18 protein-coding genes and 2 tRNA genes are annotated in these 20417 nt (G+C 49.8%); 10 read left to right on the top strand and 10 right to left on the bottom strand.

Features of this window, described 5'->3' with window-relative positions; all coding sequences use genetic code 11:
* The first annotated feature begins 238 nt into the window (after positions 1-238).
* Positions 239-1009: a DeoR/GlpR family DNA-binding transcription regulator gene (locus OGX90_RS11085; RefSeq protein WP_003832721.1), complete on the top strand. Its 771-nt coding sequence runs from the start codon at positions 239-241 to the stop codon at positions 1007-1009.
* A 144-nt stretch (positions 1010-1153) separates the two neighbouring features.
* Positions 1154-1756, top strand: a complete 603-nt coding sequence (locus OGX90_RS11080; protein ID WP_286623822.1) for a site-specific integrase — start codon at positions 1154-1156, stop codon at positions 1754-1756.
* Positions 1757-2072: 316 nt separating this feature from the next.
* On the opposite strand, the gene OGX90_RS11075 is transcribed toward OGX90_RS11080, so the two are convergent.
* Positions 2073-3950 (bottom strand): ATP-dependent nuclease, encoded by a 1878-nt coding sequence (locus OGX90_RS11075; protein ID WP_249358558.1) that lies wholly within the window; start codon positions 3948-3950, stop codon positions 2073-2075.
* 159 nt (positions 3951-4109) lie between these two features.
* Complete coding sequence (locus tag OGX90_RS11070) at positions 4110-4745, bottom strand: GNAT family N-acetyltransferase (RefSeq protein ID WP_234692304.1); 636 nt, start codon at positions 4743-4745, stop codon at positions 4110-4112.
* A 168-nt stretch (positions 4746-4913) separates the two neighbouring features.
* Between OGX90_RS11070 and OGX90_RS11065 the strand changes: the two genes are divergently transcribed.
* From OGX90_RS11065 to OGX90_RS11035, 7 genes are all read left to right on the top strand, one after another.
* Entirely contained in the window at positions 4914-5096 is a 183-nt protein-coding gene (locus OGX90_RS11065; protein WP_128611921.1) for a GNAT family N-acetyltransferase, read from the top strand.
* Between the two features lie 161 nt (positions 5097-5257).
* Entirely contained in the window at positions 5258-5590 is a 333-nt protein-coding gene (locus tag OGX90_RS11060) for an EmrE family multidrug efflux SMR transporter (protein WP_063941528.1), read from the top strand.
* A gap of 33 nt (positions 5591-5623) precedes the next feature.
* On the top strand, positions 5624-6172 hold the full coding sequence (locus OGX90_RS11055) for a GNAT family N-acetyltransferase (protein ID WP_234692305.1): 549 nt from the start codon (positions 5624-5626) through the stop codon (positions 6170-6172).
* A 168-nt stretch (positions 6173-6340) separates the two neighbouring features.
* Positions 6341-6823 (top strand): glutathione peroxidase, encoded by a 483-nt coding sequence (locus OGX90_RS11050; protein WP_032943274.1) that lies wholly within the window; start codon positions 6341-6343, stop codon positions 6821-6823.
* Positions 6824-7022: 199 nt separating this feature from the next.
* Positions 7023-7099: transfer RNA gene (locus OGX90_RS11045), tRNA-Val, on the top strand.
* Positions 7100-7103: 4 nt separating this feature from the next.
* Positions 7104-7180: transfer RNA gene (locus OGX90_RS11040), tRNA-Val, on the top strand.
* A gap of 186 nt (positions 7181-7366) precedes the next feature.
* Positions 7367-8089, top strand: a complete 723-nt coding sequence (locus tag OGX90_RS11035; protein ID WP_057067216.1) for a substrate-binding domain-containing protein — start codon at positions 7367-7369, stop codon at positions 8087-8089.
* On the opposite strand, the gene OGX90_RS11030 is transcribed toward OGX90_RS11035, so the two are convergent.
* The 6 genes from OGX90_RS11030 to puuE form a co-directional block, all read right to left on the bottom strand.
* Positions 8076-8828, bottom strand: coding sequence for an ABC transporter ATP-binding protein (locus OGX90_RS11030; RefSeq protein ID WP_234692306.1), 753 nt, complete (start codon positions 8826-8828; stop codon positions 8076-8078). The genes OGX90_RS11035 and OGX90_RS11030 overlap by 14 nt on opposite strands.
* Positions 8825-9829 (bottom strand): FecCD family ABC transporter permease, encoded by a 1005-nt coding sequence (locus OGX90_RS11025; protein WP_234692307.1) that lies wholly within the window; start codon positions 9827-9829, stop codon positions 8825-8827. The genes OGX90_RS11030 and OGX90_RS11025 overlap by 4 nt, the downstream gene beginning before the upstream one ends.
* Positions 9816-10871: an ABC transporter substrate-binding protein gene (locus OGX90_RS11020; RefSeq protein ID WP_008784637.1), complete on the bottom strand. Its 1056-nt coding sequence runs from the start codon at positions 10869-10871 to the stop codon at positions 9816-9818. The genes OGX90_RS11025 and OGX90_RS11020 overlap by 14 nt, the downstream gene beginning before the upstream one ends.
* A 157-nt stretch (positions 10872-11028) precedes the next feature.
* A complete protein-coding gene (locus OGX90_RS11015; protein ID WP_234692308.1) occupies positions 11029-12039 on the bottom strand; it encodes an ABC transporter substrate-binding protein in 1011 nt (336 codons plus the stop codon).
* A gap of 9 nt (positions 12040-12048) precedes the next feature.
* A complete protein-coding gene (locus OGX90_RS11010; protein WP_234692309.1) occupies positions 12049-14181 on the bottom strand; it encodes a TonB-dependent receptor in 2133 nt (710 codons plus the stop codon).
* 213 nt (positions 14182-14394) lie between these two features.
* A complete protein-coding gene (gene puuE, locus OGX90_RS11005) occupies positions 14395-15657 on the bottom strand; it encodes a 4-aminobutyrate transaminase (protein ID WP_286623814.1) in 1263 nt (420 codons plus the stop codon).
* A gap of 106 nt (positions 15658-15763) precedes the next feature.
* Between puuE and pdxR the strand changes: the two genes are divergently transcribed.
* Entirely contained in the window at positions 15764-17239 is a 1476-nt protein-coding gene (pdxR, locus tag OGX90_RS11000) for a MocR-like pyridoxine biosynthesis transcription factor PdxR (RefSeq protein WP_286623812.1), read from the top strand.
* A gap of 43 nt (positions 17240-17282) precedes the next feature.
* Here pdxR and OGX90_RS10995 read toward each other — a convergent pair whose 3' ends face one another.
* Together OGX90_RS10995 and OGX90_RS10990 are read right to left on the bottom strand one after the other, a co-directional pair.
* Positions 17283-18491, bottom strand: coding sequence for a c-type cytochrome (locus OGX90_RS10995; RefSeq protein ID WP_125363183.1), 1209 nt, complete (start codon positions 18489-18491; stop codon positions 17283-17285).
* A gap of 3 nt (positions 18492-18494) precedes the next feature.
* A complete protein-coding gene (locus OGX90_RS10990) occupies positions 18495-20387 on the bottom strand; it encodes an NAD(P)-binding protein (protein ID WP_048235463.1) in 1893 nt (630 codons plus the stop codon).
* Between the last annotated feature and the right edge of the window lie 30 nt (positions 20388-20417).

Raw genomic sequence — 20417 nt, 5'->3', positions numbered from 1 at the left:
ACGAGAGCGGTCTTTCGCATTTTCGCACTGCACCAGCCTGACTCATGGATACACAAATGTTGCTCTGATAATGAGATAAAGGGGCACGGTCGAAACATGCTTTAACCAGCTGAAATTTATGTTGATTTATGAATCCCCTATGCGCCAGGGAGTAATGTAAATCAACGGAGTTGACACAGATAATATGAATGCACGATCATGCACCCTCTTGCTCGTTTAAATGAACTTAGGAGTTAACGTGCTCGATTATGCAGCTTTCCCGGATCAACGACAAGCCCTAATTCGTGAGCTCTTACAAGAAAAAGGACGGGTTGTTTGTGTCGAGCTTTCTGCTCAACTAGGTGTGTCAGAACACACAATTCGCCGTGATTTACATGAGCTTAGTAAGGATGGCGTTTGCAAAAAGGTATACGGTGGGGCTGTGGCCACACTGCCTGAAGTAGGGAATTATGCTGATCGCACAACTACAAAAACAGATGAAAAGAGCATGATCGCGCAAAAGTGCGCGCAACTTATCAAAGCAAATAGCTGTATCTTTATCGATTCAGGCACGACGAATCTTGCTATGGCCATAGCTCTTCCGGAGTCAGTGGCTTTAACTGTGGTGACAAACTCGCCAGAAATAGCTGCCATTCTATTAAGAAAACCGTTATGCGAAGTCATCATGCTGGGTGGAGCGGTTCAACGCTCATCTGGAGGGTGTGTTGGCAGTCCTGCCCTTGAACAAATTAAAGCAATTATCTTCGATCAGGGTTTCATCGGAGGTTGTGCAATGTCGTTAGAATCAGGTCTGACTGGTTTCGATTATGCTGATTGTGAGTTCAAGAAAGCGGTTATCAGACAGTGCAGCGAAGTGATTGTGGGATTAACATCCGACAAGATCCCTGCGGCCGCTCGCTATGTCGTTGCAAGTAGCAGCCAGATAGATGTGCTCGTCATTGAGGGGGGTGTGAGCAAAAAATATGCTGAAGTATTCCAGGAAGCTGATCTTCAGATTTATGAAATTTAGAGTAAGACTGTGCCGCCAGTCCGCATAACCCCCATGTCTGACTGTTTATGCTAACGCCGTTGTGGGGGGGGAAGTGCAAACGTCTGCTGTTCGCTCATGAGGGACAGCCATACTCAGATCACCCACATTTCAGGAGATTTGAGTATGAACACATCACCGTGGAACAAAGACCGTATCATCGGCCAAAAAAGACCACTTCAGATATCTCATATCTGGGGGATCCGAATCAGGCTTGAACTGGAAGGTAAAACGCGCGATTTGGCTCTGTTCAATATGGCCCTAGATAGTAAGCGTCGAGGCTGTGATCTGGTAAAACTCAAAGTATCTGATGTTGCATATGGTAGCTCTGTTTCAAGCAGAGCTACGGTGCTACAACAGAAAACCGGCAGCCCTGTCCAATTTGAGATAACCAAAGGGACAAGAGAGGCTGTTTCTGTATTGATAAAGCTTGGCAATTTACACAGTAAAGACTACCTGTTCCGATCTCGGGTCGGTACTAACCAACACATATCACCCCGGCAATACAACCGAATTTTTCATGGGTGGGTAGCAAAAATTGGTCTCGAAGATTCGCTTTACAGTACACATTCCATGAGAAGAACAAAACCTTACCTGATCTACAAGAAAACTAAGAATCTTCGTGTGATTCAACTCCTGTTAGGTCATAAGAAATTGGAAAGCACGGTCCGTTATCTGGGCATTGAAGTCGATGATGCGTTAGAGATTTCTGAATCGATTGAAGTCTAAGGTTGTCAGGGCTGCAACAGCAGCCCTGTGCCAGGAGCGGACACTGTTTGTCCTTATCTTGTGTGCATGAAACTAAGAAATCACGAATGAACTATTTCTTAGAATCACTAATAACAAAGGGAAGCATGATTTATATATATAACCTAGAATTTAGAATGCATTAGTTATGCTCTGGATGATAGCAATATTAATTAACCAAGACTACTTTAGTCTTGGTTAAGGACTTTTTATTACTAATTTAAAATTTATTAAATCATCAGCCAATAACATTGGCGATCGATAAAACCTATCTATTTAAGAGTTTAAATCTCGTAATTTATCTATTAATTCCAGGTAGCACTTTTTGCAAAACAGCGATTGGATTTTCAGAAGTTGATATTTCGAAGGGGAAATTTTCACGCTTGAACAACGGTGAGCGGAGATCCACTTCGAGCTTAATTTGTTGCTCATCGGATTTATTCGAAAGTTTGAAAACTGTTGCATCATTCCCAATTGTAGAGCTAGCCAACGCTTCGATCTCTTTGTCGCTACTGTTAAATTTCATACCGAGCATTACTGGTAATAAAATAGCACCAAGTTTCATACGGAGGAGTGTATCTTCATCTACAATCTTATTTGGAGCAGCATATTGTAAGGCAGCATAAATGTCTTTATAACTTGCTTCAAGTTCGTGCTTTTCTCTAACATCGAACCCAGCTGATTCTAATGCTGCACGATCTGGCTTTCCTGCTCCAATATCTGCTGTCTCACGGTAATAATTTTCGATGGCTCCCCGACGTAAAAAATAGCATCCAACCTTTTCTAATGAACTCAAGAGTAAATTATATTTTATGAGAAGTCTTTCAGCACTGGAAGATGTTTCTGTACCAAAACTTCTGGGATTAGTAAGAATACGAGCTAACGTAACTCGACGTTTAGTATCTGCTCCAGATTCTTTACTTGACCAATCAGGGTAATCATCAGCTGCCATATCGATCTCCGCTTTGAAGTCAGCAATGAAACTTGTAATTTCTCCTCTCAAATCTCTGTCAAAATCAGCGAGATTTGTTCGCCCGATTTGATCTGCAATAGCCATAGCTTCTGGTAATCCGCTAAAATAATTAACTAAATCATTCTCATCAGCCAAAGCGTCAAGATCTGCCAGCAAACTTACTTGTTTATTCATTAATCTAAAAAGCTTAGCAGCCTCTATAAATTCGCCCTTTCCAGTAACGGGAAGTATTTGGGCATTACGCGCAAGCATGCGGAGACCAAACTTTCTTGCCAATTGTGTTACAATTATTTCGTCGCTCGGGCCTTCGACCAGTAATACATGCTCAGCAAACATTGCTGTTCGATGGGTAGCGCTAAGGCGTGCTATCAATGCGGTCAGCTTTCTACTTTTCAGAATTTCTGATTTGCTTTCTATCTGAGCTGGAACCCGCTGTGCCGAGTTGAAAAATATTATTTTTGATAATTCTTCAATTCGCCGAAGCGGTAACATGGAAGGTGAATGTGTTGCTATGATAATTAATTTTTTAGTCGGATCACTAGGATCTCCTGCTACCAACTCCATTTCTTCGAGCAAAAATGCTTGATGCTGTGGGTGGAGTGAGATTTCTGGCTCATCGATTATTAATGTACCTATCTCGTCGTTATGAATTGCCGAAAGTAACGCGATAACCTGTAGAATTCCACTTGCTTCGTGATTAGCTGGATAGCCATCACCACTAGTGACGGATGTCATCCTAATAATCATTCCGCTCTGAGACCACTTTAGCTCAACACTTCTGTCAAACAATTGCTGCAAGCGCGCTTCAATCTTTAACTTGAGATCAGGTCTCCGATCTAAGACCATTAAGTCCCCAGTGATACTTTCAAAATTCCACCAGTTATCCATGTAACCTATATTACCAACTGCAGCATTGTTAGTATCGACACCATGAGGAGAATTTGAACTAGACCTATAAGATTCTAATGGGCTACTACGTCCTGCCGAGAGAAAATGTACTTTCCTATTATTAGCGTTTAATAGGTTTTCACTCATTAACTGTGATTTTATTGCACGTAGTGCTCTGGTTTTCCCACTACCATTCGGTCCAACCAATACTGTAATACCAGGGCCGACTTTTATTGTCGCTATTGTACCTAGATTATCGACCAGTGGATATTTAACACTAATAGGCCAAGTAAACTCATCAGATTCATTATTCACAATTATTTCAATCCCTTATGGTATCATTTTGTAAAGTGCGAACTCTGAGAATACTAAAAAAAATTTCATTATCATAATAATTTTTAATAAACGAAAAAAATTTTAAAGCAGATGTCCGCTTCTCGCTCACAGCAGACCTTCTGTCCGCAAAACCTCGAGTTATTTCTCTTTCCTGTAGCTGGAAAGGCGGTGCTCAAGGTTGGTCCGAACCTGCGGCCACTCATCATCAATTATGCTGTACCGTATGGAAGTACGTTTTCGACCATCAGGCATAATTCGTTCATTTCTGATGATGCTTTCCTGGATCGCACCAATACGGAGAATGGCAGCCTGCGAGCGCTCATTCAATACATCAGTCGTAAACTGAACGCGAACACACTTCAGTTGCTCAAAGGCGTACCGCAGCAATAACAGTTTACTCTCGGTATTTGCAGCTGTTTTTTGCCAGCTTTGTGAATACCAGGTGTGACCAATTTCGAGCTTTCGGTTTTCTCTATCAATCTTCCAGAAACGTGTTGATCCAATGACACGTTGATCGGACGAAAGCGTTACAGCAAACGGCATGACTGTGCCTTCGATCTGCCCCTTGAGGGCTTTCTGAATGTACGAATCTGCGGTGTCAGCAGACGGAACCACCGTAAATGGCAGGGACCAGAGTTCCCCATCCGCAGCCGCATCAATCAATAGCTGAGCATCTGTCTCAAGCAGAGGACGGAGCGTGACAAGAGATCCTTGCAATGTAGGCGTCATATTTGTGACCTCACAATTATTTTGTGTCGATTGATTGAGCTGCATAATCCTGTACTGAATGAATTACTATGCCCCGTTTGCATTGAATAATCGACTCATCAAGAGTCGATTATCTGCTCACTGCTCATGATGGTAACTTGTCAACTCCGTGCCAGTAATGGACTTCCCTCTTTTGTTAAACAACGATGTTGAAACGAAACCGTTTCATGATAAATCTATAAATGTAATGAGGCGATTAAAAGAGGGCTGAAACAGTTAACCTTGACCTCAACACCAAACGCACAAACTTTCTACGAAAAGCATGGTTTTATGTTTATCAAGGAAACGACATCCCCATCAAGACTTGCCCAAACAGATCTGCGTTGTATGGATATGTCCATCGCATTATCAGCCTGAGTTTTCTTATGCTCTTGGCAGGAGAACTCACCAACGGAAATCTAATCGCTATGAGTTCAGTACGGCAGCTTCGAGGTCTTGGGCGGATAACTCCTGTGTTCAAACTCACCCACCCCTTTGTGATACGATATTTGCTTTAGATTGTCACATGGGGTCAGATTTTGAATTCATACATTTTCCTTGCCGGGGCCATCGTAGCTGAAGTCATAGGTACAACCCTGATGAAGTTCTCTGACGGATTCACACGCCTATGGCCATCTGTAGCAACTATTGTGTGCTACTGCACAGCCTTTTATCTTCTCTCTCAGACCCTGTCGACTATTCCAACGGGTATTGCGTACGCAATTTGGTCAGGTGCTGGAATCGTATTAATCAGTCTTTTGGGCTGGTTGGTAAGTGGGCAAAAGCTAGATTTTCCGGCGATCGCAGGTATGCTTCTTATTTGTGCTGGGGTTCTGGTTATTAATATTTTTTCAAAATCCTCCCCACATTGATCCTCTTATCTTGATCGAGTAGGAAAAGTGCATATGAAAATACCAATACTCCATACGGAACGCTTGCTGTTAAAACCATTAGAAGCCGAAGATGCCTCGCAGATTCAGGTGCTTTATCCCCGCTGGGAGATAGTTCGCTATATGGTCTCCTCAGTACCCTGGCCCTATCCTGATAACGGTGCGGAGAATTACGTCAATAACGTTGCCCTGCCTGATATGGATAAAGGGATTGCGTGGATCTGGACTATCAGACTCCGTGAGGCCCCTGACGTTCTCATAGGTTTAATATGCCTTTATGACGTTGAGGATAATAACCGTGGATTTTGGTTAGCTCCGGAATATCAGGGGCAGGGTTTTATGCGTGAGGCCAGTAATGTCGCTACGGATTACTGGTTTAATACGTTAAATAAGACGGTATTGCGTGCGCCGAAAGCCTCTCTCAATATCCGTTCCAAACGTATTTCAGACAGTAGCGGCATGCGGCTTATCAAGACGGAAAAGAAAGAGTATGTCAGCGGTTTGCTGGATTCTGAACTTTGGGAAATCACGCGCGACGAATGGAACGCTCGTCAGGTTGGTTAATATAAATTATGGAATGTCCATAACCGAACCGCAGAGAATTTCTATTTTTGCCCTGCACCAATGGCAAGTTTATTAATCCTGCAGTTGCGATCATAATAAATAGATACGCAGCTAAGCCTGTCACTCGCGGGCAACATGAGTAATGCTATCTTATTTGAGGATTCTGGCATGGCCCCCTTTCATCAACTGACTGCCACCAGTTTGCATGGCCAGCCCATCTGTATGGCCGACTACGCTGGCAAACTGGTTCTGGTGGTTAATACCGCCAGCCATTGTGGTTTCACTCCACAATATGCAGGCCTCGAAGCGCTCTACAAGAAGTACGCCGCGCAGGGTCTGGTGGTGCTTGGTTTTCCCTGCAACCAGTTCGGTAACCAGGAGCCCGGTGGAGCCGACGAAATCGCGCAAACCTGTCACATCAACTACGGTGTGAGCTTCCCGATGTTTGAGAAAGTGGAAGTCAACGGTGCCGCTACGCACCCGGTATTTCGTTACCTGAAAGACGAATTACCCGGCGTGCTGGGTGGGCGGATCAAGTGGAATTTTACTAAGTTCCTGATCGGGCGTGACGGCAAGCCGCTCAAGCGATTTGCCCCCTTCACTACCCCAGAGAAAATAGAAACCACTATCCTTACAGCGCTTAAAGTCTGAGCACCTCTGTAATTCAAACCGCCCCTGGTATGCCCCAGTTCGCTGTCTGAATAAAAAACACGCTGCAAAATCAACAAAATATAATCAACTTGCTTAATTACTCTGCAATCGCGTGAGATCAGGAAGAAAAATGCTATTTCCCTCTTGCCTCATTCGGTCTGTGCCGCTAATATTCGTCCCCGTTGTCACCTACAACGTTGCGTTCATAGCTCAGTTGGTTAGAGCACCACCTTGACATGGTGGGGGTCGTTGGTTCGAGTCCAATTGAACGCACCATTTTGCGTCCGTAGCTCAGTTGGTTAGAGCACCACCTTGACATGGTGGGGGTCGGTGGTTCGAGTCCACTCGGACGCACCAAATCATATCCCTTTGATTTGGTGCTATTTCACTTCAAAACTATCTTTTTATCTTCAGTTTGTATCCGTCAGTTTTATCATTTCCCATGATGATTCAATAGCACTGCGCTAAATCATTCTAAATTCCATGCTCAACGCGTATCATTCATCTTCTTCGCATAATGTCATTCGCCAGAGATCGGATACCATGCCCTCTTCCATCTTCCTGTTAGCCGCAGGCAGTTTGCGCCCTGCATTTACGCCACTGATAAGCCAGTTCACGCGCATGAGTGGAATAGACGTTAATGTTGAATATGGTCCGGCAGGTTTATTGCGTGAACGTATTGAAGCGGGAGAACCGTGTGCGCTCTTTGCCTCGGCCAACCGGGAACATCCGCAAAACCTGTTAGCACGTAATAAAGCCGTCTCTACGCACACTTTTTGCTGGAACAAACTGAGCCTTGTCAGCAACCGAACCGGTGTCTGGCTGGATTTACTCCGCGACCCAACGCTGCGACCAGGTACATCAACGCCCGGCTGCGACCCTTCCGGAGACTATACCTGGGCATTTTTCGACAATATGGATGTACTGGAACCAGGACTCGGGCAACAGCTTCGGACGCGCGCAATCCCGCTGGTGGGTGGTCGTGATACGGTAAAAATCCCGCAAGGAGAACTGGCGAGCGCCTGGATCCTGCGCCAGGGACTGGCCGATCTGTTTATCGGTTACGCGCATTACGCACACGCGCTGCGCGCAATGCCCGACGTACATTACGTGGCTATTCCCGATGAGCACAATATTCGCTGCGAATACCAACTGGCGGTGCTTGATGCATCCAATGAAGTCATGGCGCTGGTTGATTTCATACTCTCCCGCGGCGGGCAGGAATTTCTTAGCGCCGCAGGATTCTTAACGCTTAACGACGAATAGAAAACAACGGTGCGATAAACTGCGTCTGGTAGTTCTCCACGCTGAGTTTTCTCAGCGTTAAGCCATAGGCCAGGAATAAATTCTCCTCCGTCACAATGCTGTTCGTGGGCCCTGCCCGCCATTTTCCTTCAGGGAGTAGCAGCAAAGTATGGGAAGCAACCTGTAACGCATGAAGCGGATCGTGAGTCGAAAAGAGAATACTGCATCCCTGTTGATGGGCCAGATCGCTGATGAGCTGCAGCACCACCTGCTGATTGGCGAGATCCAGCGCGGAACACGGTTCATCCAGTAACAGCGTTTGACACTCCGTCACCAAAGCCCGGGCAATCATCACCAACTGTTGCTGCCCGCCAGAAAGTGAGCCAAATGAGCTGGAGGCGAGATGCGCGATATTCAACTGCTCTAACGCCTGCATTGCTCTTTTTTGATCCTGCGGACTGGGTTGCGCAAACAGCTTCACGTGCTGTGCTCGCCCCATCAACACCACGTCGCTGACCGTGTACGGAAACGGCAGATGGCTATGCTGTGCCACAATCCCTATCCCACCGTTATTTTCAATATTCCCGCCTAAAGCAGGCAGCGTGCCGGTTAACGTATCGAGCAGTGTACTTTTACCCAGACCGTTACGTCCCAGCACGGCCCAGATCTCACCTTTCTGGCAACAGAACGTTAGCGGCTCAAATAGCGGCGTACGATACCCATAAGTAAGCTGATTTACACGCAGTGCGGCAGGTATCATGATTTCTCCCGACGACTGGTACGAATGAGTAAGAAAGCAAACAACGGCGCGCCGAACAATGCGGTAATAATCCCCAACGGTATCTCCGCGTGCATCAGGGTGCGAGCAATATCGTCCACCACAATCATAAATCCGCCCCCCAACCAGAAGGCGCACGGTAGTAAACGACGATGATCAACCCCCACCAGCAAACGCGCCAGATGCGGAATCACTAATCCAACCCAGGCAATACTGCCGCTGACCGCCACCTGAGCAGCGACCAAAAATGCGCAGCACACCAAAACGCTGCGTCGCAGAGGAACCACCGCCACACCCAGTGCTCTGGCATCTTTGTCATTGAGCGACAACAGGTTTATCCGCCAGCGTAGCTGGTACAAAACCGTCGCGGCGATACCGACCGGGACCGCCAACAGCAGCACTTTATGCCAGTTGGCCGTCGCGAAGCTGCCCAGTAGCCAGAACACAATATTAGGTAACGTCTCTTCGGTATCAGCCTGATACTGGATCAGGCTCACCAGCGCGGCAAAAAAACCGCTCAAAATGATACCCGACAGGATCAATACCAGCGTATTCTCCAGCCCCTGTAACGCAGCAATGGCATACACCAGGATCAACGCTGTCAGACCAAAGAAAAACGTTGATCCCATCATCAGCCAGGGCGAAAGACCGAGCAGGATGGCCAGTGTTCCACCAAAGGCCGCCCCCGACGTCACGCCGATAATATGCGGGTCGACCAGAGGGTTATGAAATATCCCTTGCAGCGTCGCGCCGCATAACCCAAGCGCGCCCCCCGCCAGCAGTGCCATCAGAATACGCGGTAGCCTGACCGTCCAGATAACCTGGCTGCCTATTCCCTCAGCGTCGCTATAGTGTGTCAGGTGGTAAAACACCTCGCTTAACGACAGAGGATACTGTCCGAGGCATAGCGAACTGACGCCCAGCAACAGGACCACAACGATTAAGAGCGGTTGCCGGGGCAAAATACGGTTACTTAGCTGCATCAGGCTGCCAGTTCACACGATAAAAACGTTGATAGTAGTCCTGGGCCTGCGCATCAACGTCCACGTTTTTATAGGCATCCGGATACAGTTTTTTGGCCATCCAAAGTTCACCGATCGCCAACGCTTCCGGCATCGGATAGCCCCAGGCTTTGGCATATTCAGGCATCAACCAGACGCGATGATTTTTCACCGCATCAATCCCCTGCCAGTTCGGATCGTTTTGGATCTCAGTTACCACCTGCGGATAGCGATCCTGGACAAAAATCACCTGCGGGTTCCACGCTAATACCTGCTCCAGCGCAACCTGACGGGCACCTTTCACACTGGCAGCCGCCACATTTAATCCCCCCGCGTGCTGCATCATCAGTCCCGTGTACTTCCCGGAGCCGTAAGTCATCAGGTCGGGGTTAGCCATATAAATACGGACTTTTTGCGCATCCGGGATTTTTGCAACCGGCGCATTGAATTTTGACCGCGCGGCAAAAACGTAGTCGATTAACGTTTCGGCCTGCGGTTTGCGCCCAACCACGTCCGCAATCAGGCGAATACCCTGCTTCAACCCTTCGTTGTAGACCTGCTCTTCATCGGCCATGGTCGGGTTCATTTTATTCTGTTGCCCGGTGGCATCCTTGCGTAATGAGATAGCCACGACCGGAATACCGGCGTTCTGAATCTGCTGGATCATTTCCGCGGGCGCATAGTTGGCGACAAAAACCACCTGCGGATGAATCGCCAACAGGCTTTCGATGTTCACGCTGGTGAGATCGCCTGGCGTCGGCAATGTAGTAATCGTCGGCATAAAGCGCGCAAATTCAGGCCCGAGCTGCTTTTTCCAGCTCGACATCACACCAACAATGTCCTGCTGGGCATTGAGCTGGACCAGAATATTCAACGTCTGGTGTTGCAGCACGACCACTTTGTCCACGTGGTCAGGAATCGTAACCTGTCGACCAAGCTGATCGGTGATCGTTCGGTCGGCCTGAGCAGAAAACGCAAACAACATGCTGGCGCAAACCAGCACAAAAGAGCGGAAAGTTAACATGGGATACCATCTGAATAGAGGAGTAAAAACGATATGCATTAAATTATATAACGAGAGGCCTGGCAAACCATTTTCATCATGAGCGCACCAAACCCCACATTTCAGAGGGGTAAAAATGGCGTGCAATCCTAATCACGCCTGTCTTTATACGTGAGCGCTACTCCTGTGGGGGTAACGCGTTTAAAACTCGCATCGCCTGCTCCTGAGTGAGCGAATAATCGAAGAACTGGCGATAAAAATCTCGCGTTACGCTGACCATATCCAGGCCGCTAAACAATGCCGGATGCAGTTTCGATGCAGCCCACTGTAGCTGCAACGCGCTTTCAGTGCCGTAGCGATCCCAGGGGAACACGCCCGCCGGATTGCGCCAGACGTTACCCTGTTTCACTGCGTTAAGTTCTTTGAACAATGCTGCGTATGGCGAACTGGCGATATCACCACACCCCGCACCGAGAATAATGACCTGCGGTTGCCAGTAGAGCACCCTCTCGGGCGACACCTCTTTCATGTTGCCGTCAACTTCACCTGCCGCATTCCGTCCACCCGCCAGCGTAATCCAGGTATCGATCAACGTGTTCCTGCCGTCGACTTTAAGCGGATTTAGCGATTGAATATGAAGTACCCGAGGGCGCTGATTTTCCGCCAGCTCCGCAGTTTTAACCTGCACATCCGCGAGTACACGGTTGAGATACTGATTGTAAGCCGTTGCCCGGACGCGAGCCTGCTCGGTACCCAGAACCTCTGCGGTCGTAGTGACCGATTTTTCCATCGAAGCATAGTCAGTAAATGCCATTACAAGGGCCGGAATACCCGCCTGTCTGTAGCTTTGAGCATCCCCTTTTCCTTTTGCCACAAACACCACGTCGACGTGCCGGGCAAGCAAATCCTCACTATTAAATGATGTTCCTCGTATATGTAAGGCTTGTCTCAGAGAAGGATTGATTTTGAACATCCATGGCTGGTTTTCCTCATGGTTGACCGTCGCAACAATGTTACGACCAGCACCCAGCGTCATCAGCACCGAATGATGGGCAAACCAGCCATCCGCGATACGTTCAACATGCGCGGGAACGGTAACTGTGTGACCAGCATCATCCACAACCTGGCGTGTTGCCAGGGCAGGAAACGCCAGCCACACACAAAGCAGCCATGTGTGGCACGTTTTCATAAGCAACCCCTAAAAATCAACCTGAACAGAAAACTGAGCCTGGCGCGGTGCGCCAAGTTGAGCGCTGGCAGCCCCTGCGCCCGTGTAACCAGTCAATGCGCCCGGAACAATATTGGTCCAATAGTGACGGTCGGTGAGATTGGTGATATCAAACCGGAAAGTGGTTGGTGTGTTCCACAGTCTGGTGGCATAACGCGTACCGATGTCCACCGTGGTGTAACTCCCGACCCAGCTGTCGTTGGCATTATCGGTAGCCCGACGTCCGACGTAATGCACGTTCGTGTCGACATCCAGTCCCGGAACCCGTTCGATGGTGTAGATTGCGAGGATATTCGAGGCGAAGCGCGGCAAACCAACAACTTGCTTACCATCCGCATTGCTGACCGCGGTATTATGAAGCGTTGGATCAAGCCAGGCTCCGCCGCCTAACACGCGCAAATTACGGGTGATATGCCCATCAGCCATCAGTTCCAGCCCACGGTTTTTCTGCGTACCATCCTGAGCAAAATCGCCATTGTCGTTGGTATAGGCAAAGGGGCGTTTGGCTTCAAAAAGCGCAGCGGTAAGCAGCAGATCTTTTACTGGCGCATATTTTGCGCCCACCTCCAGTTGATGGCTACGGTAGGGATCTAACACCTGCCCGGCATTGCGCGCCCCGGCGGGCGCGGTATCGCCCTGCTGCAAACTGTCCGCCCAGGTGGTATACAGCGTGACGTTCTCCACCGGTTTATACATCAGGCTGGTAGAACCGCTCATGCCATTGTCCTGCTGATGGCTGCTTTCATGTCCAGCTTTGTTGTAGTTACTGACGGTAAACAGGTTCTCACTGCCGGAAAGCAGCAAACTCCACTGCGGGGAAAAATGCAGCGTATCGCTGAGCAAAAATGCATGTTGAGTGGTGGTCGCTGAATGATAGCGATCGTTAAAATCTGGATACGGTGGTCGTGGATAGTCGGGATGTTGATCGAGGGAAGAATGCCCCAGAGTGAAAGTGCCGCCGTTTCTTGGATTATAGTTTTTCCACACAAATCCACGCATTCCGGTAGCAATATCCTGCGTCAGCCAGCCGGTATCAATGCTACCGGTCAGGTTCGCTAAATAACTGTTGATGGTAAACCGACTGGCCGCCGAATTAGAGGTTGTAGTGGTGTAATCGCCCCGGTTATCCGTCAGGGTGTTGGTCACGGCCGTCGACTCGCGGTCTGCAACCTGGTGCAGCGCCCCCAGGTCCAGCATCCAGTTGCCGTCAAAATCATGCTTAATATGCATATCGACGGTAGTCGTTTCGTCATCATGACCCGCATAAGATTGACCATATTTACTGTCCGTAGGATCAAATGCCGCGGGAAAGTGAACGCCTTTCGCCAGGGCAAAGCTACCCGGCATGCCTTTTTCGTAATAATGGTAATAGCTGAAATTACTCTCCAGCACCGTTTGATCTGTCAGTTGAAAGTCCAGCCCCAAGCCAGCGTACTGTCGACGGACATGGCTATCGGTGGTGTAGCTATGGCCCTCATCGTTCAGCAAGTTGAGGCGATATTTCACCCGGTCTCCCGCATCGATTGGGCCGCTGAAATCCATCGATGCCAACGTTCCCGACCCTGTACCTTGCCCTACTGTGACGCGATGCAACGGTGTATCGACAGGTCGTTTAGACACCAAATTAAACATCCCTGCTGGATTAGCAGGGCCATACAGCGATCCAGCGATGCCGCTCAACACCTCAATGTTCTGGAACTGTTCGGTCGAATATTCCGTCGTGGAGACGGCGTTCAGGCCATCAATCATATGGTTTTGTACCACGCTCCCCTGCATGCCGCGGGTTTGTGGGCGGACGCCGTCACCCTGAACGGACGGTAGGTAGCGATAGGCGTCTTTCACATCTTTGATTTGTTGCTGATCCAGCACTTTTTTCGACAACGTCTGCACCGACCAGGGAACGTCTATCAACTCTCGCTCGCCGAGGCTACCTAACGTGACTTTTTTTTCGCTCGCCGGAGGTTCATGTTCCGATAACGAGGATTGTGACGTGGCTGGCGCCGAAACGATGACGGTATCTTCAGCATGAGCCGTGACGGCGGTGGAAAAACAGGCAAAGGTTAACAACCCAGAGGCCACTGGGGTAAATTTGTTATTTAACATTCGTTAATTCAATTCGTTAGATAGAAAGACTGGAGGCCGCTAACGCAAGCGCCTTCTCTTGAAGAGTACAGTTATTATATTTGTATGATGAATAGAATAGATCCAATCGATATATATGTAAATATATAACGGAATGTGGTTGGTAAATCCACGGCAACAAAAAAGCCGACGGTGATGACGACCGTCGGCTTTGGGTAAATGACAACTAACGAATTACTTGGTTGCTGCTTTGATAATATCGAGCGCTTTGGCGAACTGATCCTGCGGAATTGTCAGCGGGTAAAGGAAACGAATAACGTTGCCATACTGACCGCAGGTCAGCAGCAGTAATCCTTGCTCAAGGGCTTTCTTCTGCACGCGTTGTGCGGCGGCAGCGTTGGGTTCTCCTGTCGCTGCATCACAGAATTCAGCGGCGATCATAGAGCCTAAACCTCGCACTTCGGCCAGTTCAGGACACCCTGCTTGCGCGTCTGTCAGAGCAGCGCGCAGCTGTTCACCGAGAACCGCCGCACGCTGGCATAACTGCTCATCACGAATGATATCCAGCACCGCATGGGCCGCCGCGATCGACAGCGGGTTTCCGGCGTAGGTTCCCCCCAGACCACCCGGCGCAGGCGCATCCATAATTTCGGCTTTGCCCACGACGCCTGACAGCGGCATGCCGCCCGCAAGGCTTTTCGCCATGGTCATCAGGTCCGCTTTATCGGCGTAATGATCCATCGCAAACAGCTGACCCGTACGGGCAAACCCGCTTTGTACTTCATCAGCGATCATCACGATGCCATGCTCGTCGCAAATACGGCGGATGGCAGCCACAAATTCTGGCGGCGCCACCACGAAGCCCCCTTCGCCCTGGACGGGTTCGAAGATAATCGCCGCAACCTGGGTTGGATCGATATCGGCTTTAAACAGACGCTCAATCGCTTTTAGGGAATCCGCCGTGGAAATGCCCTGCAATTCAGAAGGATACGGCGCATGGTAAACAGAGCCTGGGAACGGGCCGAAACCTTTTTTATAGGGTGCCACCTTGCCGGTTAACGCCATCGTCATGTAAGTACGCCCATGAAAACCACCGCCAAATGCGATAACGCCAGGACGGCCGGTATGCGCGCGCGCAATTTTCACCGCGTTTTCTACCGCTTCAGCCCCGGTAGTGAAGAATGTGGTTTTACGCTTGCCGTCGATTGGCGCAACGGCGTTGATTTTCTCAGCCAAAGACACATAGCTTTCGTACGGGACAATCTGATAAGCCGTATGGGTAAAAGCCTGAAGTTGCGCTTCGACTGCCTGCACCAGGCGAGGATGGCGGTGTCCGGTGTTCAGCACGGCAATCCCGGCGGCAAAATCGATGTACTGATTGCCTTCGATATCGGTAATTGTGCTGTTTTCTGCCGACTGGGCATAAAAATCACACATCACACCCACGCCACGCGGGGTGGCATCCAGACGACGTTGTTGCAGGTTTTTATTGTTCATTCTCTACACCTTGTCCATTAATACATTTCGGTTGAATTACCCTTTAAATTTAGACGCCGTCTGGTACTTTAATCGAGAGCCAAATCGTTTTATTTTAAGGATCCAAATGCGTTCACTTGCCGGAGATGTGATCAAGCATGCATTTAATCAGCAGACTGACGAAAAACTACATCGCCGCCTGTATGCCGCCATTTGTAGTTGCATCCTCGAAGGTAGCCTGAAACCGGCTACCCGAATGCCTCCGTCGCGTGACCTGGCAGGAGAGCTGACGCTATCGCGCAATACCGTCCTGCGGGTGTATGAACAGTTGCAAGCTGAAGGGTATATTTCCGCGCGCACCAGCAGCGGCACATTTGTGACCGACAGCGTGCTGGACAATCTCGACCTGCACCCTGACAAAGAGCCTGTTGCTGCCGCTCTGGAAGATCACACCCGCTTATCCGACCGCTGCCTTGAGCTGCTGGGTCATGCCAGCGCCAGTCCCCGTCAGTGGGGGGCATTTATTCCAGGCGTACCTGATGTAAAGCATTTCCCGCACCGGGTGCTCAAGAAAATTCAGGACAGGCTGGCAAGACGACTGCGCCCGGAGTATCTCACTTACGATGCCACAGGCGGCGTGAATGAGCTAAAAGAAGCACTGGCAGACTATCTGCGCACCGCTCGCGGCGTACGGTGCTCACCGGAGCAAATTCTGATTACTGAAGGTATTCACCAGGCCCTGGATCTGGTGACCCGGACTTTATGCAACCCGGGCGATCACGCCTGGATTGAGGAACCGGGCTACTGGGGAATCAAAAATATTCTGCGCATCAATGCCGTTAATTTTTCGGCTATCCCGGTTGATGAACAAGGCATGGTCCCGCCGGATGCAGGTGAAACACCGCCAAAACTTATTTTTGTGACACCGTCACATCAATACCCACTCGGTTCGGTAATGAGTCTGAGCCGCCGCCGGCAACTTCTCTTTCGCGCACGTGAAACGCGAAGTTGGATAGTGGAAGATGATTACGACAGTGAGTTCCGCTTTTCCGGCCAGCCGATTCCCTCTTTGCAGGGGCTGGAAGAAGAGACACCGGTCATTTACATCGGGACATTCAGTAAGACACTCTATCCCGCACTACGACTCGGGTATGTCGTGCTACCTAAATCGTTAGCCGCTCCGCTGAAAAAGGTTCATAACGACCTCTATCGTGGTGGGCATCTGTTGATTCAGGCCGCACTGGCGGAGTTTATTCGCGAGGGTTATTACGCGGCACACATTCGGAAAATGCGTCAGCTATACAGTCGTCGTCGCCAGATGCTGGTAGAGCTTATCAGCCGCCAACTTGGTGAACATTTTCTTGGTTCTTTCAGCAGCAACGCCGGGCTGCATATGATCTTACAGTTACCCTCCGGGAGCGATGATGCAGTCATTGCCCAACAGGCGAATGCGCAAGGGTTGTTGGTGCGCCCACTGTCACGCTACTACGTGAATGAAGAGAAACGCAGCGGCCTGTTGCTGGGATTTGCCAGTATCGAAGAAAATGAAATGACGTCGGCGTTTACCCGACTCGCGGATATTATCAGGGTAAACACCGTGTAAGCACTGCCGGATAACGGTGCAAGCACCTTCTCCGGCAAACTGTTTAATGTGACGCTTTTTTAACGCCAGCCAGGTCTTCCTGGCTTACTTCGCCATTCCCTTCACCCCAGCTTTTACGCACGTAGTTGATCACGTCGCGCATTTCGTTGTCGCTTAACAAGCCACCGTAGGCAGGCATCTTAAAGGAGACGCTGCCACGCGTTGTCGGTGTTTCTGCGCCGTGGGCAATCACTCTGAACAGCGGTGTCGGGTCATCAACCATCACCAGTGGATTGTTAACTAAAGAAGGCGCGTTATCATCCGTACCTTTCCCTTCCAGACCGTGACAAGTTGAACAGTAGCGGTTATAGGTCACTTTGCCCGCCTCAGGTGAATTCGACCAGGATGCTGTAGTCGCCGCAGCACGTACCGTTTCAGGCTTCGCACTTTTCAGGCTCAACAGATATTGGGCGATCGCCGTGGCATCTTCGTCGGTCAGATACTGTGTACTCTGCGTGACGACTTCAGCCATCGAACCTGAAACCGCGGCATGCTTGCTTTTACCGGTCAGTAACAGCGATTTTAACTCCTGCTCAGACATACCGGTGCCGCGCAGCGACGGTGCATACCAGCCGTCAATCATCGCGCCGCTCAGGTATTCGGCATCAGCATTAGTATACGCTTTTTCGTTCATCGCCATGCCTCTCGGGGTATGGCATGAACCGCAGTGTCCGGGGCCTTCCACCAGATAAGCACCCCGTTTTACCAGGGCAGCATTATCATCCGTTTTCGCGCCCTCTACAGCCGTCACTGGCGCGTCGGTAAACAGCCAGTTCCAGATATGCAGCGGCCAGCGGGCGGAGAGTAGCCACGGAATGGCATTCTCTTTATTGGGCTGTGCTGACGGCGTGACGTCATGCATAAAATAGCTATACAGCGCCTTAACATCCTCGTCAGAAAGTTTCGCATAGGAGGGATAAGGCATAGCCGGATAGAGCGGATGACCATCTTTGGCAATCCCCTGCCGTACGGCTTGTTCAAAATCCTCGTAAGAATAATTTCCAATACCCTGCGTTTTGTCCGGGGTAATGTTGGTCGAATAAATATCCCCCACCGGAGTAGGAAATTTTTTGCCCCCCGCCATCGCCGCACCACCTTCTGCTGTGTGACAGGCGACGCAGTCTGAAATTCGCGCGATGTATTCACCGTTAGATTCAGCAGCGGAAACCGAAGCGGTAAATAAACAGGCGGCGAGAATGGTTACATTACGCATAGATCACCCCATATCCTTGAGTTCATTAACCGCACGCCATGCCTGATCGATTGCCGTGTGGGCATAAGCACTCCAGTCAGAATCGGAGTTAGCGATGGCAATGCGACCGACTGGCTTACGCGCCCGTTCGATAATTTCTGGCATCTTATCCATATCATCGAACAGCGAGTTGGCGTAGTACGCATAGCCATGCGCCCAGCGGTTAACCGTAATGGCGGCAATATCGCGTTGATTATCAAATCCAGTTGAGCCAAACATCTCCTGCAACTGGGAGCGAATCATCTCCTCATGCGCGGCAAAAGTGGTCCCCAGCAAATAGGCTCGTCCTAGACGGAACTGTTCTCTGGCCGACAAGTTACTGCCCGGATAGGTCGGCACATAAACCATATGAATGACCATCGGATCGTCCGGGGAGGCCGGATGTTGATACCCACCAATACTGACCGGATAGTCGAGCTTGACCCTGCTATAAGGTGCCGCCGGAGAATAAAACTCATGTACGCCAAGCTGTTTGAACGCCTGCCAGTTTTTGACCACCACGTTGGTGTACACCAGCGGTGCCTTCACGTTCAGTTTAAGATCCGCCTGCTGCTGTTCCGGCATCTCAGGCACCAGATACGGGATCATCATGTTATAGCCTGCCATGATGGTGTTCTTACCGCGCACACGGTGCATTTTACCGTCACGCAGATAGGTCACCGCCACGCCATCCTGCACGTTGGCCGCATTAATCACCGTGCTGTTCAGGCGAAGGCGCGTGGTGTTTTCCGGCAGATCCAGCTTTTCGTAATGTAGTCTGGCGAGGACAGAGTCTTCCATCGTGTTGCCCGGTAGCGCATCCGGCAGCATATATCTGACTAACAGGCGGGCTAACCCGGCGTTACCGTCCGGGAAGTGGTAAACATACGGCTCTTCGAGGTCGGCCAGCGACTCTCCGTCCAACGGCGGTAACCCCATCCCTTCCATGCCGGGTAAGGCGCACGCACGGGCATCGCTACAGGAAATACCTTCAATACCAATAGCAAAGAAGTCGTTGGAACGCTGCTGGAAATAGAGCAGCGCCATTTTGCTCAAACCAACTTTTGTTGCCAAAAATTCACTGTAGCTGTGGGTATCCAGCCATTCCATTTTCTCATCGACCGTCATCCCCGGCAGGTAATCACCGGGCCGGACGTGCAGGTCGATCAGCGCTTTTCTGTCGTTCTCACTTAGCGGAAAATCATTGATAAAGTCTTCAATTTTACGCCCATTGAGCCTGTCCGGCGGAATATCATCAGATACCGCGCGTCCCGGATCGCCGCTGACGATTTTTGTTTCGCCAAAATTCTTCTTATCGAAGAAAACGCCGCGACTGAGCTGCCAGTCGGGGTAGAAGTTTACGTCAAAACTCTCTTTTAACCGCGTGACGCTGACGCCCACGGTTTCCATCAACTTTTGTACTTCAGGGCTGAAATTATGCGCAGGTGACTGGAATGCTTCGCTGCCACCATAACCGAGTAATTTCTTACCCGAGCTGGTAAATTCATTACGTTTGGCATGTCCACCAAAGTCGTCATGGTTATCGAGGATCAGGATCCGGCTATTTTGCCCGGCAACTTGACGCCAAAAACAACCGGCAGCTAACCCGCTAATCCCGCCACCCACAATCACCAGATCGTACTCTTCCTCAACGGGCAGAGCGTTTAAATCAAAATGTTTATGCTCGCGGCCTAGCGCATGCGCCATTTCAAACGATCCAGGATGATTACCCCGCAGCCCCGTCAGCGCAGGAGGATAATAATTTCCATCTATAAATGCGTTTCCCTTTCCTGCCGCCCTGACCCACTCCAGCGGGGTAAGTCCCGCCGCAATAGTCACCGCGACGCCGTTGAGAAAATCACGTCTGGTAATTGCCATTAACTTTTTTCCTTATTGCTACACACTGCC

The sequence above is a fragment of the Citrobacter sp. Cpo012 genome, from assembly GCF_030333015.1.
In the GTDB taxonomy this organism is placed as follows: domain Bacteria; phylum Pseudomonadota; class Gammaproteobacteria; order Enterobacterales; family Enterobacteriaceae; genus Citrobacter; species Citrobacter portucalensis.
Note: the sequence above shows the minus strand (reverse complement) of the source record. Positions and strands in the feature narration are given on the sequence as shown.

Excerpts from the sequence above, each read along its gene's own strand:
- OGX90_RS11080 (WP_286623822.1), top strand. The coding sequence starts at position 1,154 with ATGAACACATCACCGTGGAACAAAGACCGTATCATCGGCCAAAAAAGA.
- OGX90_RS11070 (WP_234692304.1), bottom strand. The coding sequence starts at position 4,745 with ATGCAGCTCAATCAATCGACACAAAATAATTGTGAGGTCACAAATATG.
- OGX90_RS11055 (WP_234692305.1), top strand. The coding sequence starts at position 5,624 with ATGAAAATACCAATACTCCATACGGAACGCTTGCTGTTAAAACCATTA.
- OGX90_RS11050 (WP_032943274.1), top strand. The coding sequence starts at position 6,341 with ATGGCCCCCTTTCATCAACTGACTGCCACCAGTTTGCATGGCCAGCCC.
- OGX90_RS11035 (WP_057067216.1), top strand. The coding sequence starts at position 7,367 with ATGCCCTCTTCCATCTTCCTGTTAGCCGCAGGCAGTTTGCGCCCTGCA.
- OGX90_RS11030 (WP_234692306.1), bottom strand. The coding sequence starts at position 8,828 with ATGATACCTGCCGCACTGCGTGTAAATCAGCTTACTTATGGGTATCGT.
- OGX90_RS11025 (WP_234692307.1), bottom strand. The coding sequence starts at position 9,829 with ATGCAGCTAAGTAACCGTATTTTGCCCCGGCAACCGCTCTTAATCGTT.
- OGX90_RS11020 (WP_008784637.1), bottom strand. The coding sequence starts at position 10,871 with ATGTTAACTTTCCGCTCTTTTGTGCTGGTTTGCGCCAGCATGTTGTTT.
- OGX90_RS11015 (WP_234692308.1), bottom strand. The coding sequence starts at position 12,039 with ATGAAAACGTGCCACACATGGCTGCTTTGTGTGTGGCTGGCGTTTCCT.
- OGX90_RS11010 (WP_234692309.1), bottom strand. The coding sequence starts at position 14,181 with ATGTTAAATAACAAATTTACCCCAGTGGCCTCTGGGTTGTTAACCTTT.
- puuE (WP_286623814.1), bottom strand. The coding sequence starts at position 15,657 with ATGAACAATAAAAACCTGCAACAACGTCGTCTGGATGCCACCCCGCGT.
- pdxR (WP_286623812.1), top strand. The coding sequence starts at position 15,764 with ATGCGTTCACTTGCCGGAGATGTGATCAAGCATGCATTTAATCAGCAG.
- OGX90_RS10995 (WP_125363183.1), bottom strand. The coding sequence starts at position 18,491 with ATGCGTAATGTAACCATTCTCGCCGCCTGTTTATTTACCGCTTCGGTT.
- OGX90_RS10990 (WP_048235463.1), bottom strand. The coding sequence starts at position 20,387 with ATGGCAATTACCAGACGTGATTTTCTCAACGGCGTCGCGGTGACTATT.